We start from the raw sequence: 16,024 nt of genomic DNA, 5'->3' as shown, positions 1-16,024 counted from the left end.
GCCCTTAGAGGGCGTCACCCAATAAGCCTCCGGCTCCGCCGGAGGTCATTTAACTGCTGCTTGTGCAGTCGTAAGGATGTTCTCACGGCCGCCCATGATCTCTACGAACGCTTTAGCACGTTGCTCGTAAGCCATTGGCTCTAATTGCCATGGATCTGCTTCGAAGAAACCGTTGTAACCAACGTAGATCTGACGAACAGCATGTGCAACGGTACCGTAGTGCTCTCCTAACCAAGGGTGCTCAGCAAGGTGCTTAGGAAGTTTAACGACTTCAACTAGCTCGTCCGGCGTCATACCTTTGTTCATGTAACGGATAGTTTGGTCATGCGTGTATTGAATCGCATCACGGTAAGCCGTTAGTACGTCAGCTACCGCTTCTTTACCTTCAACTGGACGACCGTGAGAGTTAATCATGATCTCAGTGTCGAACTTACGCATTACGTCGATGCCCTTGAACCACATTGATGGGTCACGGAATTTAGTACCACGAATAGTGTGAAGATTAGGGAAGTTCTCTCCTTGAAGTACTTCCGCAGCGTGCAGGATTTTCTGATCTGGGAAGTAAACCACTAACTCATCTTTCGTTTCAGATGGCACGTTCTCAATGTGCATTTTCACGCCAGCGATTTCGATTTCGATGTGGCTTTGGCTTGGTACAAGCAGGTTTGGTTCGATGAACGAAATTGCACCTTGCATGAAGCGTGGGCCAAGGCCGTCATTTACTGTACCGTGCTCACCTTCTTCTACGTGCTTAGCACCTGTGTAAGAAGTGCGGTGACCAAATAGAGTACCTAGGTTTGAAGACCAGTTAGCCACTGCAGCTGTTAGGCCTTCTTCAGCGATGATTTTTACTTCACCTGATGCTACTTCTTCGTCAGTAACCCATGCACGCACGCCAGAGATGTGGTCGATGTGGTTGTGAGAGTAGATGATTGCTTTAACCGGTTTGTCTGTGATTTGACGGAACTGCTCTTTAACCGATTGAGCCATTTCTACTGACTCGCCTGGATCAACAATGATGATGCCGTCAGTACCTTCAATCATGACTGGTGTGTCTAGACCGAAGCCGTAACCAAGGTAAATATTGTCATCTACTTGGATGATAGCTTGGTCCATTTTACGACCATGCTTGGTTAGGATTGGATGAACGTGGTCAGATTCTGCAGTGTAAGCTAGAGAATCGCCCGTTTTAGAAACAACCTGGATACGTTCGCCTTTACCCCAGAACATGTTTGACTTGTGTTCGAATAGAACCTCGCTTTTGTAGCGTGCATCAAGATCGATGTTTTGGTATTGAGCTGCGTTTGCCGTTTGAAGTTCTTGGCCTACTTTCGATACTGCTTCAACAGTGGGTGTTGCTGATGCAAAACCAGAAGCAAATAGAGCGCTTGCGATAGCAACAGGAAGAGCCATTTTTTTGAATGTATTAGTCATGATAGTGACCTTATATTTGGATACAGGAATTGGATTTCTTGACTCAAATAATAGAGAGGGTAGAGGTCGCTATCTACACGCTAATAGTATTTCAATGTATCGCTTTTGCGATGATTGGATTATCATTGATATTGTTTTTTCGATTTATATCGGAGGTTAAATTAGGAAGATTGGTTTGTGATAGATACAAAAATGCCCTGAAAACTAGGGCATTTCTTAAAGAACTAAAAGTAATATTTTCGATTATCTAAGTGCTTACCAAGCTCCTAAGTAAGACTTGTAAGATTGCAGGCGAACTGTTGCTGCGCCGATTACATCGATGAAGCCCCAGAACGGATGCGGCTTCTCAGCCGAGATCCAAGCCGCGCCAGTTGAACCAATAGGGATGTTGTAACCTTCTGGTTCGATGATCTCAAGTACGATAGTACGACCTAAAGCATTACCGTTTCTTACTACGTGTTGACCGACACTTTGTGGCCCCTGAAGTGGAGAAATACTCGACTCACCGGTACCTGCGTTAAAGCTGTGTACTTTTGCTCGGAACACGTGGCCTGGGTATGCATCAACGAAGAACTCAGCGAAGTCTCCTACTTGAACATAGCCATAAGTTTGGTCTGAAATACGCATCTCAAGAAACTTTTTGCTGGTGTTGTAGAGGTGCATGTTACCCATGACAGAACCTTCAGCAATATTCACTATCGATACCTGACCGTCAAATTCCGCTCTAATGGTTTTCTTTTCTTGCGCCCAATTTACTTTTTGTAGATCGGCTTTTAGCGACATAAGTTCAGCGTGCAGCACTCGAAGATCGGAGTCGTACTTTTCTACGTCACGCATATTGAAGATTTCAGGTGACGTTTCAGCACGCTCTAAGTCGCGATTCATTTGCTTGATCTCTTCTTCTTTCTGAACAATTGAAGATTCGATCTTCGCTTTGTCTGCGGCAGAATCGATGTCGACGAGCGTGTAGATTATGTCGCCTTCTTTAACCATTTGGTTGTGATCAACAAGCACTTTGTCGATCTGTTGGCCGAAGATAGGTGACATAACCGCGTGTGGTGCTTTCACTGTGGTTGAGTTCGTTAAATCAACGGGTGCCCACAAGCGAGAGATAACCGCTAATACCGCAAGAATCGTTACACCGCCAATGGCAGCCCAGGTATAGTTTTTGAAGTTCTTCTTAAGTGCGCCTGTCGCAAACAGTGACCATACAATTAGGATGTATGGAATCATCATCTCTTTCATTATGCGACCTCTTTTTCTGTAGGGGATGGTTTTGTTGGAGCCTTTTCTTCTGAAGCCTGTTCTTTTGAAGGCTGTTCTTTTGAAGGCTGAGCTTCTGAAGACGGTTCTACTGGAGACTGTTGTGTTTGAGACGGCTCTGTTACCGATTGTTCAGGTGATACGTGGACAGCGGCTGTCTCTGTACTGGTCGTGTCTTGTTTAGGCTGTACACCACGGCGAATCACATCACTCAGTGATTGACCAATATGCTTCCAGTTCGCCAATGCGATAACCAAAGCGATAACCCAGAATGTTTTGCTGATGAAGAGCCCGCAAAGTGACAGTGCAAACACGATTTGTACGTGAGCGCTTTTGTGCTCTTTTGCTTTATGCACTCCCAGTTCATGCAATTGCCACATGCCGTAAACACCGGCTAATACCACAGCAATGGTCACTGAGAACAAGTAACCAGAGAAGTATTCCATCTGGAAGAAGTTCATCATCATTTCATTGGGATGGTTGTTGAATTGAGACATGTCAATGTCTTTAGAATGGATAGTGCCTAACGGTGCAAGAGCCCATGCACCAGCAAACATCACCGCCATAAACAGGCAGAATTTAATCAAGACCATAGCAACGGCCCAGATCTTCTGGAAAACGATTTTTATAAAGTTCATATCTCAACCTACATCAATAAGAAGAGAGAATTTGCAGCCTAGAAGTCACCTTTAATGACATCTTAAAAAGTAGATGTCTATTATGTGGAGAGATTGGTGCTCATAATAAACAAAAGTAATAGATGATATTTAAAGTGATATTGCTCAGTCCAGACAACCGATTCTCGGTATCAAGAAGCGAATATGCTCCTCTACAAATCAATTCTTATTGTTAGCCTGAAACGCAGGTTGAATGACGATGCACTGTTGAACGAAATATTAGGCTCGTTCTTTTAGCTATTGTCTTCTTTACGTGTAATACCTCGTCTGTCGAGGGGATCTTCCATGGCAATTGACATAGTGTTGTAAAACATTTGTCAGCATTCTGTTTGGGCTAAGAATTGATTTGTTAGCAGGATAATAGGAAGAGTTTTGACCAGTATCTACCCAGAATTACGATTTGATAATATCGTAATTACGATTAGTAGTTTTAACTCTAAATCGGTAGATCGATTTATTTGAAAAGGCTCATATACAGATAGAAAACATTGTTCATTAACTTGGTTTGGATCATAGAAGTCGATGAAAAGTACTAAAAAGACTGGCCTAAAATATTGAATAAATTAGACCAGCTCTAGGGAGGATTTTAATCGATTATTTGAACGGGTTTAATGTAACAGGAGCAATAAAGAATTTTAGGTTCCAATCTGGTGCATATGGCACATACTCAGCTGGGTTGGTCGTATTAACATTTGCGTCTGGTTTCATTACGTAATATTGAAGTTCTACACCCCAACGAACAGGCATCGGTCCAATCTTAAACATATCGATATAGCCTAACCCGACAGGTACAGTAAATTGGTCGGAACCATCTTTTGTCCAATCAATTTGAATATTAGGCGTCATACCAATTAACGCGGTGTTGCTGACACGATAGTTTAAGAAGTACTGGATGTCCGCTTGATTGGTTGATTCAGTAACGCTGTCGCTACCGCCTACATCCCACCATTGCTGAGCTAAGAAACCAACGTTCCAGCTTTCAATACTTGCTGGGTTACCGGTTTCTTTACCAAGGCGAGCGACCATTGCCGCAGGGCCTACTTGCCATTTATCTTGGGTTAAACCATCAGTACCAGTTGGCATGATCACCGTTGGACCAACACCCCAAATCCAGCCGTCATCACGGTTAGGCGCTGCCATTGATAGAAAGACGGTGTCTCCCATGCCATTTGTACGACCTTCAAAGAAATCACCGTCTTCACGGTCACCTGGTGAACTGTAGTGGTTGGCTACCAGACGGTTCACCAAGTTCCATTCGCTATCCATGATAGGAACAGGCATTACTGGTTGAAAGCTGAAACGGTTTTGCATTTCATGGTGGCCATCTTCTTTCTCAAGAAAGGTGTAATCATTCTGAGTGATTAGCATCCATACGTCAGATACCGGGTTAGCCGATTTTTTTGCGGCTTCCTGAACTGAGAGTTGTTCCTTTTCAGCCAGCGCAGAACCAGAGTAAGCGATAGCCGCACCGCTTAAGAGTAGGGAAATTATTTTAGTGTTTTTCATATTGATACCGAGGGTCATTATTTTGGTGCCATTGTAGTATTCACAAAAGGAATGTATATGTACCGAACGGAAACTCAGTGTCATGTAATTTGAGACAATGTTGTGGTTTCAAAGCGCGTTGCATGAAGTACGCCCCATTATTAAAGGGCTTACGGAGAAGGGAGGGCTTTATTGTCTCAATATATGAAGATTTATTGAGGGTTGATGAGTGTGAGTAAAGTCTGGTTAATATGCTATTTATTAGCAAAATAATCGATGCGTTATACCTTTAATAAATGTTTTTATTGACGATATTTAATCGTTTTTACGATAGCATGGTGTTTATGGTCGCCTAACGAGTAATGATATATGAGCAACGAAATCCCCAATTTCAACCTACTTGCTGTGTTTTCTGCGGTGATGGAGCAGGGCAGTTTAAGTAAGGCTGCGGAGCAACTCAGTACCAACCAATCGACCATCAGTACCGCGTTAGCCCGCCTAAAAAAAGAGATTGGCCAAGAGCTTTTTGTTCGTAAAGGAAGAGGTGTTACGCCTACTTCTTATGCTCAAAGTTTGTATGAACAAATCAAAACGCCGATTCATGAATTGAATGATGTATTTCAGTCGATGGCTAATTTTGATGAGCAATCCTCTGAACGTAAGTTTGTGATTTCTTCACCTGAGCACTTACAGTGGATTTTACTTAATAGTTTCGCGGCGCTTCCCAATCAAAACTTGTCGCTAGAAGTCTTTGACCAACCAGACAGTGATGAGCGTATTTACGAAGACCTTTTGACTCAAGAGTTCGATGCAATGATCGATATTGTGGTACCTGAACACCCAAGCATTGTTAGTGAAACTCTATATGAAGGCGAGTTTGTTATTGTGTGTAGAGAGGATCACCCGAGAATCCAAGGTGAAATCAGCGAAGCGCAATTCATGAATGAAAAGCATGCCGTATTAGATAGAACACGGCGGAAAGTTCGCAGTTTAAATCACTACACATCATTGGATTTATCTAAGCGTAAAATCGTGTTTCACGGCCGATCACTGTTCAGTAATATCTTGCTATGTAGCCAATCGGATTACATCACCGTAGTGCCTTTATCTATGGCTGTGCAGTTTCAAGAAAGGCTAGGTTTACAGTTGTTTAAGCCACCTTTTGAATATCAGCCTATATCTCACTATTTGATTTGGTTAAAGAAGCAGAATAATGACCCTGCTCATAAATGGTTCCGAGAACAAGTCATCAGTACATCAGATGCGATGTCGAAGACGCTTAAAGATAGGCGTTTGCGGTTTTAATTGAGAGTCTAACTCGAAGGGAAGCATTGGCTTCCCTTTTTTGTGTCATTGAGTTCGTGCTAGTCATAAATTTCATAACAAAAAATTATCACATTGAGAATTTTTGATAATTTCCTTGATTCCTCGATGAATCGTATTATTTCACTCAGAGATTAGTGGATAACCTCCACTCAAAATCATAACGGCGCCATGCTTGTGGTGCCAATAAGGGTGAAATATGAAATTCCTACACACAATGATCCGAGTTGCTGATTTAGACAAGTCTATCGAGTTCTACACCAAGGTATTGGGAATGAAGGAACTTGAACGCCATGAAAACAAAGACTACCGCTACACATTGGTTTTTGTTGGCTACGAACAAGGCGGCACGACTATCGAGCTAACGTACAACTGGGATACTAACGAGTACGAGATGGGCAGCGCGTTTGGTCATTTGGCATTGGGTGTGGAAGATATTTACGCCGCATGCGACAAGATCAAATCACTGGGTGGCAACGTCACTCGTGAAGCGGGGCCAGTAAAAGGTGGCTCAACGCACATCGCATTTATCACAGACCCAGATGGCTACCAAATCGAACTGATTCAACTAGGTTAATCGAGGATATAACAATGACAAACGCACTATTTCAACCAATTCAACTTGGTAGTATCGAACTTAAAAACCGTATTGTTATGCCACCGATGACGCGTTCTCGCGCAACGCAACCTGGCAATTCAGCAAACGATATGATGGCGTCTTACTACGCTCAACGCGCTTCTGCAGGTTTGATTATCGCTGAAGGCACACAAATTTCACCTATGGGTCAAGGTTACGCTTGGACTCCGGGTATCTACTCTGATGAGCAGATTGCGGGTTGGAAAAAAGTCACCGATGCAGTACATGAAAAAGAGGGCGTTATCTTCGCTCAACTTTGGCATGTAGGCCGTGTAACACACCCAGACAACATTGGTGGTGAACAACCAATTTCGTCTTCTGCACTTAAAGCAGAAAACGTAAAAGTATTCATCGATAATGGCACTGATGAGCCGGGTTTTGTGGATGTGGTTGAACCTCGTGAGATGACGAAAGAAGACATCAAAAACGTGGTTGGTCAATACCGCCAAGCGGCTTTGAACGCGATTGAAGCGGGCTTTGATGGTATCGAACTTCACGCCGCGAATGGTTACTTGATTAACCAATTCATCGACTCTGAAGCAAACAACCGCACTGACGAATACGGTGGCTCAATTGAAAACCGTTTACGTTTCCTAGGTGAAGTGGTTGAAGCTATGGTCGAAGCGATTGGTGCTGACCGTGTAGGTGTTCGCCTTGCTCCGTTCACATCGTTGAATGGTACGGTTGACGCTACGCCAGTAGAGACTTACACAGCGGCGGCGGTGCTACTTAACTTATACAACATTGTTTATCTACACGTTGCAGAAGTCGATTGGGACGACGCACCTGAAACGCCAAAAGCGTTTAAAGCAGCGGTTCGTAAAGCTTACAATGGCGCGCTGATTTACGCAGGTAAATACGACAGCGAGCGCGGCGAAAAAGCGGTTGCTGAAGGCGTAACTGATATGGTTGGTTTCGGTCGTCCATTCGTAGCAAACCCAGATCTACCCGCTCGTATTCAAAATGGTTACCCATTAGCAGCGCACGATCCAAACACATTGTTTGGTGGTGCTGAAAAAGGTTTAACGGATTACCCAAAATACGCAGGCTAAAAATAGCTGCCTGAAGCTGAGTATTGAGATAATATCTCGATCCTGTTGAATGTTTATAAAAAGCAACCTGCAGAGTCGGGTTGCTTTTTTTGTTATTGGACCAAGTAAGATGACGAAAGCGATGCGCGGAGAGCTTTATCTCCTATTTGCTACCCTGTTAGCTGGGATTGGATGGATTGCATCTAAACTGGTGGTGTTAGAAATGCCTGGGCCAGTGTTCATTGGTGTGCGATTCTTCGTCGCTAGTTTGATTCTTTTGCCATTTTGTATTCATCACATTCGTAAGCTTTCGCTTAAGCAGGTACTTTCTCTTTGCGGCGTTGGCTTGTTGCTGTCTGCTTCATTGCAAGTCTGGGTGTATGCAGTATTGATGACGGAAAGTTTGTCGGAAGGAGCGTTTATCATGAGCTTAGCTATGATCATCGCGCCGTTTGTCTCTTGGGTTATATTTCGAGTTAAGCCTAATCGTGCCTTCTGGATGTCATTTCCAATTGCGATTATCGGTATGTTGCTACTGACCCTAACTAACGGTTGGCACGTTGAGCAGAGTCAGCTCTATTTCCTATTAGCATCGATGTTGCTTTCGGTTCACTTTGTCATGAATAAGCGAGTGATTACTAATATCAAACCTATAGCTTCAATTTGCGTTCAGCTTTTTGTGGTGGGTGTTAGTGGGTTAGCGTTTGCTTCGATGACCACTCAACCAGAGTTTGAAATAACTCAAACCTTAATATTCTGGTTTATCGTCTCAGCGGTTGTCGCGACATCGATCCGTTACTTATTGCAAACTGTCGGTCAGCACTCCGTGAACATGGAAGTGGCGGCATTGATCATGATTCTTGAGCCGGTGTGGACATTGTTATTGAGTGTCAGCGTGTTGGAAGAAACGGTTGAGATGCAAAAGCTACTAGGCGGAGCGGTAATTATTGGTTCGCTATTTTGTTATATCAAATGGTCGAGACGAAAATAAAACACTCGGCGCAAGGCCGAGTGCTCGTTGGTTGTTAGCGCATGTTTATAGCTCATTAAGCATGTACTAGCAGTAAGCTCCGGTCACAGTAAGATCAGATTGCTGCGACCATCTTTTGAAGTAGCTTGATCATCTGCTGTTGTTCTTCAGCGTCCAACTCATTCATCAGTTCTTTGTTTAAACGAGTAGGGATTGAAATCAACTGTTCTTCGAGTGCTTTCCCTTTTTCCGTTAAGTAGATTCTGAAAGAACGACGACTGTTTGGATCGGCTCTGCGTTCAACCAGCTCAAGCTTTTCTAGCTTGTCTAGTGTGCGAGTCGTCGTTGAATTCTCGACTTTGGACTTTGCCGCGATATCACGCTGAGTAATACCTTCCTCTTCCCATAGGCACATCAAGGTTGGCCAGAGCGCAATGGTTAAGCCATGTTCTTTCAATTCTGTGTCGAAATCTTTGCTCGCTTTATTGGCGATCACGTTGATCATCCAACCAAAGCTATTTTGCCTATCAAATTCTTGTGACATCCGTCAGTACCTAATTCTTACGATGACATTACAACTATTGTCATCGTAACTAATACCGATGCAATTAGCACCAACATTGCTTCGTTATTTGATAAAAAAGCGAATTGACTGCTAATTTTGAATTAATCGCGAATCGTGACCTTGGTAATCATAATATCTTCGCAAGGTACATCTTCGTGTCCCCAGCGAGTGGTCGTTGGAGCGACAGCAATCTTGTTGACCACGTCCATGCCTGCCGATACTTTGCCAAACACTGCGTAACCCCAACCTGCGTTGCTGGTCGCGGTATGGTCAAGGAAATCATTGTCGTCAAGGTTGATAAAGAACTGCGCCGTTGCTGAGTGTGGTGCGTCTGTACGAGCCATTGCCACTGAGCCAATCACGTTCTTTAGTCCACGATTTGCTTCATTGACGATAGGTGCGTGTGTTGGCTTCTCTGTCATGTCGATAGTGTGTCCACCACCTTGAATCATGAAACCCTCAATCACACGGTGAAATGTGGTGCCTTCATAGAAGCCTTCTTGGCAGTATTTAAGGAAGTTTTTTGAACTTACTGGCGCTTTCTCAAGGTTAAGTTCAATTTCGATGTCGCCAAAGTTAGTGGTCAGAATAATCATAAAGGTGCCCAATGTTCGAGTACTAATATTTGAGTACTACAGAGTAGTGGATGACGTAATAGGGTGCAGTATATGAGAAATAACGGCGGATGCCAGTGAACAGTGATTTTGACGTGTATTCAAGGGCGATCTGAATGATCTTCGAGCGTGCCATTGCGCGCTCACTTCACTCGTATAGACAAGAAAGCCAGCGAACAGGTCGCTGGCTTTTGAGCTTTTAGAGACTATCGCTTTTGATTAAAGCGTTAGAAGGTAATTCACCAGCTGGTTGTACTCTTCGTAGCTCTTGATTTGATCCGGTTTTACGATGTATTTGTTGTTAACTAATACGCCCGGAACGCCAGTTAATGTGCTCGCATCAAACTGCTTATCAAAACGCTTCTGCATTGAGTTAACTGCGAAACCGTTGTAGGCCGCATCAAACTTCTTCGCATCTACACCGTTATCAATGAAGATCTGGCGCAGTTCCGCTTCGTTTCTTGGGGTCTGTTGCTTCTCGTGAATTTTGGCGAACATTGCTGGAACCATATTGTCTTCAGCGTCGAGTGCAATCATGGTCGCGTAAGCTTTTGCCATAGGCACAGCCATGTCGTTGCCCATAAACGCTACGTGCACTTTTTGAAAGCTTGCTGATTCCGGTAGGTCTTTCTTTAGGTACTCAATGACGCCTTCAAACTTGTAGCAATGAGGGCAGTAAAACGAGAAGAACTCGGTAACGACTGGTTTATCTGCTTTCGCTACGGCGAGGATCTTGTAGTGAGTACCTTCTTCAAACTGAGCGGCATTAATTGAAGCGCTCATGATCAGAGCTGCGAATAGGCTAAATAGCTTTTTCATGTGTTTATTTCCTAAATTTGGATGTCATTGTTTACAGCGATAGAGCTGTATTAGTAATACGTTGGCAAGCGTTGCCAAATAGGGACAAACAATTAAGAAATAGGAGGGCGGTAAGGAGCTTGTGGCGACATGATTGCCTTGTGTGAAGGCTCTTTCTCGATTAAAGCCAATGAACCAATTTGGGTATCAAAAGACTCTGACACAATCAACGGTGGCATTTTAAGCAAGCATACAGAGCCACAGCAGTGGTGTTCTACATTGGGTTGCGCGCTGGAATATGGGAATGAGTCACTGGTGTCGAATGAGGAATCGGTGTTCTGCGATAAGGTTGATAGATTTTGAGTTGCCTGCATAGCATTGGCGTTCGCGATACTGTCCACACTGATGGTGGCCACTAACATAGCGAATAGCATAAAAGCATGTACCCAAATTTTGCTTATCAACTTTGGCATGAAATATTGGTCTTTGTGTCCGAACTAAGGTTGGTATGAATCACATTCTGCAACCGCTAAACAAGAAAGCGTGAAACGAGCGCATGATACATCACTCGTTTGCGCATCTCTAATTAAACCCAACAAAACTTAGCAGAGCTCAACTTTTATTAAGCTTGGTACTGTTTAAGGAACATCTCGACGCTGGAATTAATGATTATTTGTTTGTGCTGCTTATCCGGAGAGGGCGCGTGACCAATGATCTGTGGCCAAAATGCAAAAGATTTCAGCAGGGCGATAAACTGAGTGGATGCATACAATGGGTCGAGTTCAACCAAACGACCATCAGCCAATGCCGCTTTGATCCAAGTCGTCAGGCCGCTTTCTGCTTGAGAATATTTTTCCATCGCTTGATGCGCGAGTTCTGCGTTATGAAAATATTCAGAGAACAGTACGCGAGATAAGTCGATGAAACCTTCAGACTCGAGAAGCTCAAGTTCTTGGTTGGCTATAGAGGTAAGTTGTTCATCTAGCGGTTGTTCGGCTTGATAGGGGAACTGAGTCGCTGCGAGTGTTTTGCTCCAAATGCTGTCTAAAATCTCATCCAGTAGCAGTTCTTTGCTGGCAAAATGGTTGTAAACCGTGCGCTTTGATACTTCCGCGCGGCTCGATATTTTATCCATGCTGGTGGCTTTATAGCCATGCTCGGTGAACTCTGCGATGGCAGCGGCCACGATAGATTCGCGTTTTCTTTGGCTTAGTGTTTTTTTTACCGTCATCTGGATATTACTCAATATGTCGCGGTTAGCATTGCATACTCTAATTTTACACCAGTAAGTTTACTTTTAGAATACCAATCAGTGTATTGGTAATTAGCACGCTAGCACCTGAATCGCTTTGCAATGAACTGCGGGTGTCATAGAATCGAAAACGTATTCGAATTTTATTGATATCAACGGAAGAGAATAAACAATCAATGAGTAGTATTTTAGAGTGTATTCGTACAGTTGGACGAGGGGAAAGAGGTCGTAAGCCTTTGTCGTTCGAACAAGCCTACCGCATCATGGATGAGTATTTAAGCGGAGAGGTCGGTGACGACCAAATGGCTATGCTACTGATGTTGATTCGTGTGCAGAATGAAACCAATGAAGAGATCGCAGGCTTTGTAAAAGCGTTTCAATCTCGAGTGCCAGACTTAGGTGCTGATATCGATTGGCCGTGTTATGCAGGTAAGCGTAACGATAACGCCAGTGGAAAGCCTTGGAACCTGTTGGCAGCAAAAATTCTAGCTGACAACGGCTATAAAGTATTAATGCATGGCTACATGGACAAACCCAGTGGTCGTACGCATGCCGAAACGCATTTAGAATGTGTCGGCGTTCGCAGCGCGCAAGATCCGCAAGACGCAAAGCAGATTCTAGAAGCCGATGGTATTGCTTACTTGCCTTTGGCGAACTTCGCCCCACAAGCTCAAACTATGATTGGTTGGAAACATCGTTATGGACTGAGAACTCCGATTAATACCGTTGTTCGTGCATTGAACCCTGGTGGTGGACGTTTAGGCTTGCGTGGCAGCTTTCACCCTGGATTCCCACAGCTTCATGCAGAAGTTGAGCATGTGATTGGCAATAAATCCCACTCGGTGATTTCATTTAAAGGCATGAATGGCGAATCAGAATACAACCCCAAGGTAAGCCAAACTGTCTGGATGAGTTCTCCTGAAAAGGTGGAATCTTTCTACTGGGAAGGCACGATGAATGCTGAGCTGCCTCTACCTTCTGAATGTGTACTGGGTACACCGGAAGATGAGATGGATCTGATGGCGAATAGTGTTGTGGATAGTATGACGGCAATTTTATTCGCAGAAACGCACGATAAGGCTGAAGCTTACTCAAAGGCAGCGCGTTTGTGGGAAGCCTATTGCACTCGTTAGTAGCTACTAGCCAGTCGTTAAGAGCTAGCAAATAACGTATAGCGATTGAAATCGTGAATGAGAAGGTCAGCGAATGCTGGCCTTTTTCGTATATTTACCGTGGTAGGTATTCGCTGTTGAATTAAGTAGGCAATCATTGTCAAGGTGATTGCCTACTCATAACATGTTATTCAACGGTGTTCTGTGCTGTTGACCATGCTGCTTAAGCTTGCCGAACAAGACATGCGTTATGACTGCGCTATTTTAGGAATAGGCCGAAGTCGATCTCTTGTTCTCTTCCGTATTTAACCAGTTTCACTTTCAAGTTGTGTTCTGCTGCAAGATCAATAGCTAAGTTAGACATGCGCTTTATCTCATTAAAACAGCTTGAGATTAGGGGCTTTTCTTGGTTGTCGACAGTAGCGATAAGTGTGTTCTCTGTACCTTCGTTGTCTGCATAAACATACGCGTACATGTTGTTGTCGTGTTGCATAAATTACCTAAGCTGAGCTTTTTATTATTAGTGTGATGAAGGTTACAGTATTTATGTATTCAGGCTAGCTTATGGGAGGAATCAAAGGTAAGAGTTTGTAAGCGGTGTTTAAATTTTTGCTTCATAGGCATGCGTGCAAGCCTTTTGTTACCTCGTTTTTTGCTTTGGTAGGTTTTGCCTATCAATAAAATTGTTGAAATCCATTTAGTAAAATCAAGATTTTAGACAACAATTAAGGTAACACGATAGAAAAATCGATAACAAAACGTATTTTAGGGAGAACGCAATGCATTCTATTAAAGTGAAAGATTACATGACGCCGCAGGTTGTGACATTCACTCCTGATATGCCGTTAAGTCTCGCGTTAGACAGAGTAATGCGCAGCCATCATATGGGTGGTCCAGTCATTGATGATAATGAACAAGTGATTGGTTTCCTTTCTGAACAAGATTTACTCGAGAAGTTAGTGAAGGTGAGCTATTTCTGCCAAGACACGCATATTGTAGGTGATTGTATGTACCAAGAAGTTCTCTCGGTATCACCAGAATTATCCATTATTGAATTGGCAGATATGATGCAAGTTGGAAAACCCAAAGCTTATCCAGTACTCGATAACAAAAAGCTAGTGGGAATGATCACTCGAACCGATGTTTTGAGAGCAATCGGCAAGAACTTAGATGAATGCTTTAAACATCAGGTATAGTTTTAAACATCATGTATAGTGGTGTGTTAAGAACGATTATTTTTCTCAATACCCTCAATTGAAAAGGCGCACTAGCGCCTTTTTTCTTTGTAGAGCTTTTCTTGGTGGATCTTTTTTGTCGATCCCTAGTTTGTGGCTGACTAGCTTATAGAGCTTTATTTTGTGGTGTTCCAACTTTTGGAGGTTTCATGTCAAATCAAACTGCGAAGTTTGTAGAAGGTTCAACGATGCGCCACATATTGGTGATGTCGGGGGCTGGCTCTGTTGGTTTGATGGCGTTATTCGTGGTCGATTTACTCGATATGTTGTTCATCAGTATGTTGGGACAAGTCGAATTGGCCGCGGCTGTTGGTTTTGCAGGCACACTGACATTTTTCTCTACCTCCGTTTCGATCGGTACTTCTATTGCTATGGGTGCGTTGGTTTCCAAAGCTATTGGTTCAAAGAATCAAGAACACGCTCGAAACCTCGCTACTAGTATTATGCTGACTGCTTTTGTCATCAGTTTGACGATTACTGCGGTGATGTTCGCCTATATCCCAGAGCTACTTGCTGCGATTGGTGCAAAGGGGGTTGCCGCAGAGCGGGCGCAAGCTTACCTGCAAATCTTATTGCCAAGCGGGCCATTTCTAGCGCTAGCGATCTGCGGGTGCAGGCTTGAGAGCTGCAGGTGATGCCAAACGTTCGATGTGGGCGACCTTGTCGGGCGGCATTGTTAACGCGATTCTCGACCCTTTGTTTATTTTTGGTTTTGGTTGGAACATCGAAGGGGCGGCTATCGCTTCTGTCTTTGCTCGTTTTTCGGTACTCTTTTTCTCGCTTTACCCTTTGATTCGCAGTCACCAGCTGGTGGCTCCCCCTTCTTTTGTACAATGGCGCATTAATATTCGACCAATATTGGCTATTGCGCTGCCTGCTATTATCACCAATACCGCAACGCCTATCGGTAATGCGATTGTAACGACGGGGATTGCACAATACGGAGAGGATTTTGTCGCGGGCTTTGCCGTGATAGGTCGTCTGACGCCGGTTTGTTTTGCGGTTATCTTTGCTTTGTCTGGCGCTGTGGGCCCTATTATTGGGCAAAATTTTGGTGCAGAACGAATGGACAGAGTAAAAGAAACACTCAACAACTCATTGTTGGTTACTACGGCGTACACCATCGCCGTTTGTATTCTCTTATACTTTGTCCAAGACTATGTGATCCAAGGCTTTAGCCTACAAGGTGATGCAGCAATTATTGTTGCCGCATTCTGTACCTATGTGGCGTTAACCTTCACCTTCAACGGCGCACTGTTTGTTGCCAACACGTCTTTTAATAACTTAGGTAAACCGCTTTACTCGACAGCACTGAATCTGGGTAAAGCCACTCTCGGTACATTGCCGTTCGTTTACTTAGGCTCGCAATGGTATGGCGCATTGGGTGTGCTGTATGGGCAAGCTTTGGGCAATGTTTTGTTCGGAATACTCGGTACCCTAGTGCTTCGCTATCATATTGCCGAGCTTATGCAAGGTTCCCAAGTTGATCCTGTAGAAGACGATGTGTCGATAGTCAGCTTGAATACACAACCATTCTGTTCACATGATGCCGTTCTTATTGATGATGTATCGGCGAACAGAGAAGAGTGTAAAGAGCTCAAGTCGCAATAACAGCGACACTCCAATAT

15 protein-coding genes and 3 pseudogenes are annotated in these 16,024 nt (G+C 43.8%); 7 read left to right on the top strand and 11 right to left on the bottom strand.

Translation table 11 applies throughout. From position 1 onward, the window contains the following. Nucleotides 1-48 precede the first annotated feature (48 nt). The 4 genes and pseudogenes from AB6C75_RS03090 to AB6C75_RS03075 form a co-directional block, all read right to left on the bottom strand. A pseudogene (locus AB6C75_RS03090) lies at nt 49-1,434 on the bottom strand (alkyl sulfatase dimerization domain-containing protein); the annotation flags it as partial. A gap of 255 nt (nt 1,435-1,689) precedes the next feature. Further along, entirely contained in the window at nt 1,690-2,679 is a 990-nt protein-coding gene (locus tag AB6C75_RS03085; protein ID WP_009847180.1) for an efflux RND transporter periplasmic adaptor subunit, read from the bottom strand. Next, a complete protein-coding gene (locus AB6C75_RS03080; protein ID WP_372106823.1) occupies nt 2,679-3,335 on the bottom strand; it encodes a magnesium transporter in 657 nt (218 codons plus the stop codon). Before AB6C75_RS03080 ends, AB6C75_RS03085 begins: the two co-directional genes overlap by 1 nt. A 633-nt stretch (nt 3,336-3,968) precedes the next feature. Further along, complete coding sequence (locus AB6C75_RS03075) at nt 3,969-4,898, bottom strand: hypothetical protein (RefSeq protein WP_372106821.1); 930 nt, start codon at nt 4,896-4,898, stop codon at nt 3,969-3,971. 330 nt (nt 4,899-5,228) lie between these two features. Here AB6C75_RS03075 and AB6C75_RS03070 point away from each other — a divergent pair, with 330 nt between their 5' ends. The 4 genes from AB6C75_RS03070 to AB6C75_RS03055 all read left to right on the top strand — a co-directional run bounded on the left by AB6C75_RS03070 (nt 5,229) and on the right by AB6C75_RS03055 (nt 8,841). After that, nucleotides 5,229-6,164, top strand: a complete 936-nt coding sequence (locus AB6C75_RS03070; RefSeq protein ID WP_372106819.1) for a LysR family transcriptional regulator — start codon at nt 5,229-5,231, stop codon at nt 6,162-6,164. A gap of 217 nt (nt 6,165-6,381) precedes the next feature. Continuing rightward, the gene (gene gloA, locus AB6C75_RS03065) at nt 6,382-6,759 is read left to right on the top strand and encodes a lactoylglutathione lyase (RefSeq protein ID WP_017101600.1); all 378 of its coding nucleotides are present in this window, start codon (nt 6,382-6,384) and stop codon (nt 6,757-6,759) included. A gap of 14 nt (nt 6,760-6,773) precedes the next feature. Continuing rightward, nucleotides 6,774-7,871, top strand: coding sequence for an alkene reductase (locus AB6C75_RS03060; RefSeq protein ID WP_102250149.1), 1,098 nt, complete (start codon nt 6,774-6,776; stop codon nt 7,869-7,871). 109 nt (nt 7,872-7,980) lie between these two features. Continuing rightward, nucleotides 7,981-8,841 carry a DMT family transporter gene (locus AB6C75_RS03055; RefSeq protein ID WP_372106817.1) on the top strand — a complete coding sequence of 287 codons (861 nt, stop codon included), beginning with the start codon at nt 7,981-7,983 and terminating at the stop codon, nt 8,839-8,841. Between the two features lie 94 nt (nt 8,842-8,935). On the opposite strand, the gene AB6C75_RS03050 is transcribed toward AB6C75_RS03055, so the two are convergent. The 6 genes and pseudogenes from AB6C75_RS03050 to AB6C75_RS03025 all read right to left on the bottom strand — a co-directional run bounded on the left by AB6C75_RS03050 (nt 8,936) and on the right by AB6C75_RS03025 (nt 12,028). Then, a complete protein-coding gene (locus AB6C75_RS03050; protein ID WP_372106815.1) occupies nt 8,936-9,364 on the bottom strand; it encodes a MarR family winged helix-turn-helix transcriptional regulator in 429 nt (142 codons plus the stop codon). Nucleotides 9,365-9,381: 17 nt separating this feature from the next. After that, nucleotides 9,382-9,486, bottom strand: a pseudogene (locus AB6C75_RS03045) (hydrogenase); the annotation flags it as partial. Continuing rightward, nucleotides 9,487-9,981, bottom strand: coding sequence for a peptidylprolyl isomerase (locus AB6C75_RS03040; RefSeq protein ID WP_017101604.1), 495 nt, complete (start codon nt 9,979-9,981; stop codon nt 9,487-9,489). 237 nt (nt 9,982-10,218) lie between these two features. Then, the gene (locus AB6C75_RS03035) at nt 10,219-10,818 is read right to left on the bottom strand and encodes a thiol:disulfide interchange protein DsbA/DsbL (protein ID WP_372106813.1); all 600 of its coding nucleotides are present in this window, start codon (nt 10,816-10,818) and stop codon (nt 10,219-10,221) included. A gap of 92 nt (nt 10,819-10,910) precedes the next feature. After that, entirely contained in the window at nt 10,911-11,270 is a 360-nt protein-coding gene (locus AB6C75_RS03030) for a hypothetical protein (RefSeq protein ID WP_102278338.1), read from the bottom strand. 149 nt (nt 11,271-11,419) lie between these two features. Further along, nucleotides 11,420-12,028 carry a TetR/AcrR family transcriptional regulator gene (locus tag AB6C75_RS03025; RefSeq protein ID WP_372106811.1) on the bottom strand — a complete coding sequence of 203 codons (609 nt, stop codon included), beginning with the start codon at nt 12,026-12,028 and terminating at the stop codon, nt 11,420-11,422. A gap of 167 nt (nt 12,029-12,195) precedes the next feature. Between AB6C75_RS03025 and AB6C75_RS03020 the strand changes: the two genes are divergently transcribed. Then, nucleotides 12,196-13,182, top strand: coding sequence for a glycosyl transferase family protein (locus AB6C75_RS03020; RefSeq protein ID WP_372106809.1), 987 nt, complete (start codon nt 12,196-12,198; stop codon nt 13,180-13,182). A 238-nt stretch (nt 13,183-13,420) separates the two neighbouring features. Here AB6C75_RS03020 and AB6C75_RS03015 read toward each other — a convergent pair whose 3' ends face one another. Then, entirely contained in the window at nt 13,421-13,654 is a 234-nt protein-coding gene (locus AB6C75_RS03015) for a hypothetical protein (RefSeq protein WP_012604416.1), read from the bottom strand. 286 nt (nt 13,655-13,940) lie between these two features. On the opposite strand from AB6C75_RS03015, the gene AB6C75_RS03010 reads away from it, so the two are divergent. Then, complete coding sequence (locus tag AB6C75_RS03010) at nt 13,941-14,357, top strand: CBS domain-containing protein (RefSeq protein WP_009847166.1); 417 nt, start codon at nt 13,941-13,943, stop codon at nt 14,355-14,357. 188 nt (nt 14,358-14,545) lie between these two features. Then, nucleotides 14,546-16,007: pseudogene (locus AB6C75_RS03005) on the top strand (MATE family efflux transporter). Nucleotides 16,008-16,024: the final 17 nt, after the last annotated feature.

Origin of the sequence: Vibrio sp. 10N.237.312.B06, assembly GCF_041464685.1 — a bacterium.
GTDB classification, from domain to species: domain Bacteria; phylum Pseudomonadota; class Gammaproteobacteria; order Enterobacterales; family Vibrionaceae; genus Vibrio; species Vibrio tasmaniensis_A.
The sequence above is the reverse complement of the archived record's forward strand: the minus strand, read 5'-3'. Positions and strand labels throughout refer to the sequence as shown.

Coding starts and splice junctions, on each gene's coding strand:
- AB6C75_RS03085 (WP_009847180.1), bottom strand. CDS start 2,679: ATGAAAGAGATGATGATTCCATACATCCTAATTGTATGGTCACTGTTT.
- AB6C75_RS03080 (WP_372106823.1), bottom strand. CDS start 3,335: ATGAACTTTATAAAAATCGTTTTCCAGAAGATCTGGGCCGTTGCTATG.
- AB6C75_RS03075 (WP_372106821.1), bottom strand. CDS start 4,898: ATGACCCTCGGTATCAATATGAAAAACACTAAAATAATTTCCCTACTC.
- AB6C75_RS03070 (WP_372106819.1), top strand. CDS start 5,229: ATGAGCAACGAAATCCCCAATTTCAACCTACTTGCTGTGTTTTCTGCG.
- gloA (WP_017101600.1), top strand. CDS start 6,382: ATGAAATTCCTACACACAATGATCCGAGTTGCTGATTTAGACAAGTCT.
- AB6C75_RS03060 (WP_102250149.1), top strand. CDS start 6,774: ATGACAAACGCACTATTTCAACCAATTCAACTTGGTAGTATCGAACTT.
- AB6C75_RS03055 (WP_372106817.1), top strand. CDS start 7,981: ATGACGAAAGCGATGCGCGGAGAGCTTTATCTCCTATTTGCTACCCTG.
- AB6C75_RS03050 (WP_372106815.1), bottom strand. CDS start 9,364: ATGTCACAAGAATTTGATAGGCAAAATAGCTTTGGTTGGATGATCAAC.
- AB6C75_RS03040 (WP_017101604.1), bottom strand. CDS start 9,981: ATGATTATTCTGACCACTAACTTTGGCGACATCGAAATTGAACTTAAC.
- AB6C75_RS03035 (WP_372106813.1), bottom strand. CDS start 10,818: ATGAAAAAGCTATTTAGCCTATTCGCAGCTCTGATCATGAGCGCTTCA.
- AB6C75_RS03030 (WP_102278338.1), bottom strand. CDS start 11,270: ATGCCAAAGTTGATAAGCAAAATTTGGGTACATGCTTTTATGCTATTC.
- AB6C75_RS03025 (WP_372106811.1), bottom strand. CDS start 12,028: ATGACGGTAAAAAAAACACTAAGCCAAAGAAAACGCGAATCTATCGTG.
- AB6C75_RS03015 (WP_012604416.1), bottom strand. CDS start 13,654: ATGCAACACGACAACAACATGTACGCGTATGTTTATGCAGACAACGAA.
- AB6C75_RS03010 (WP_009847166.1), top strand. CDS start 13,941: ATGCATTCTATTAAAGTGAAAGATTACATGACGCCGCAGGTTGTGACA.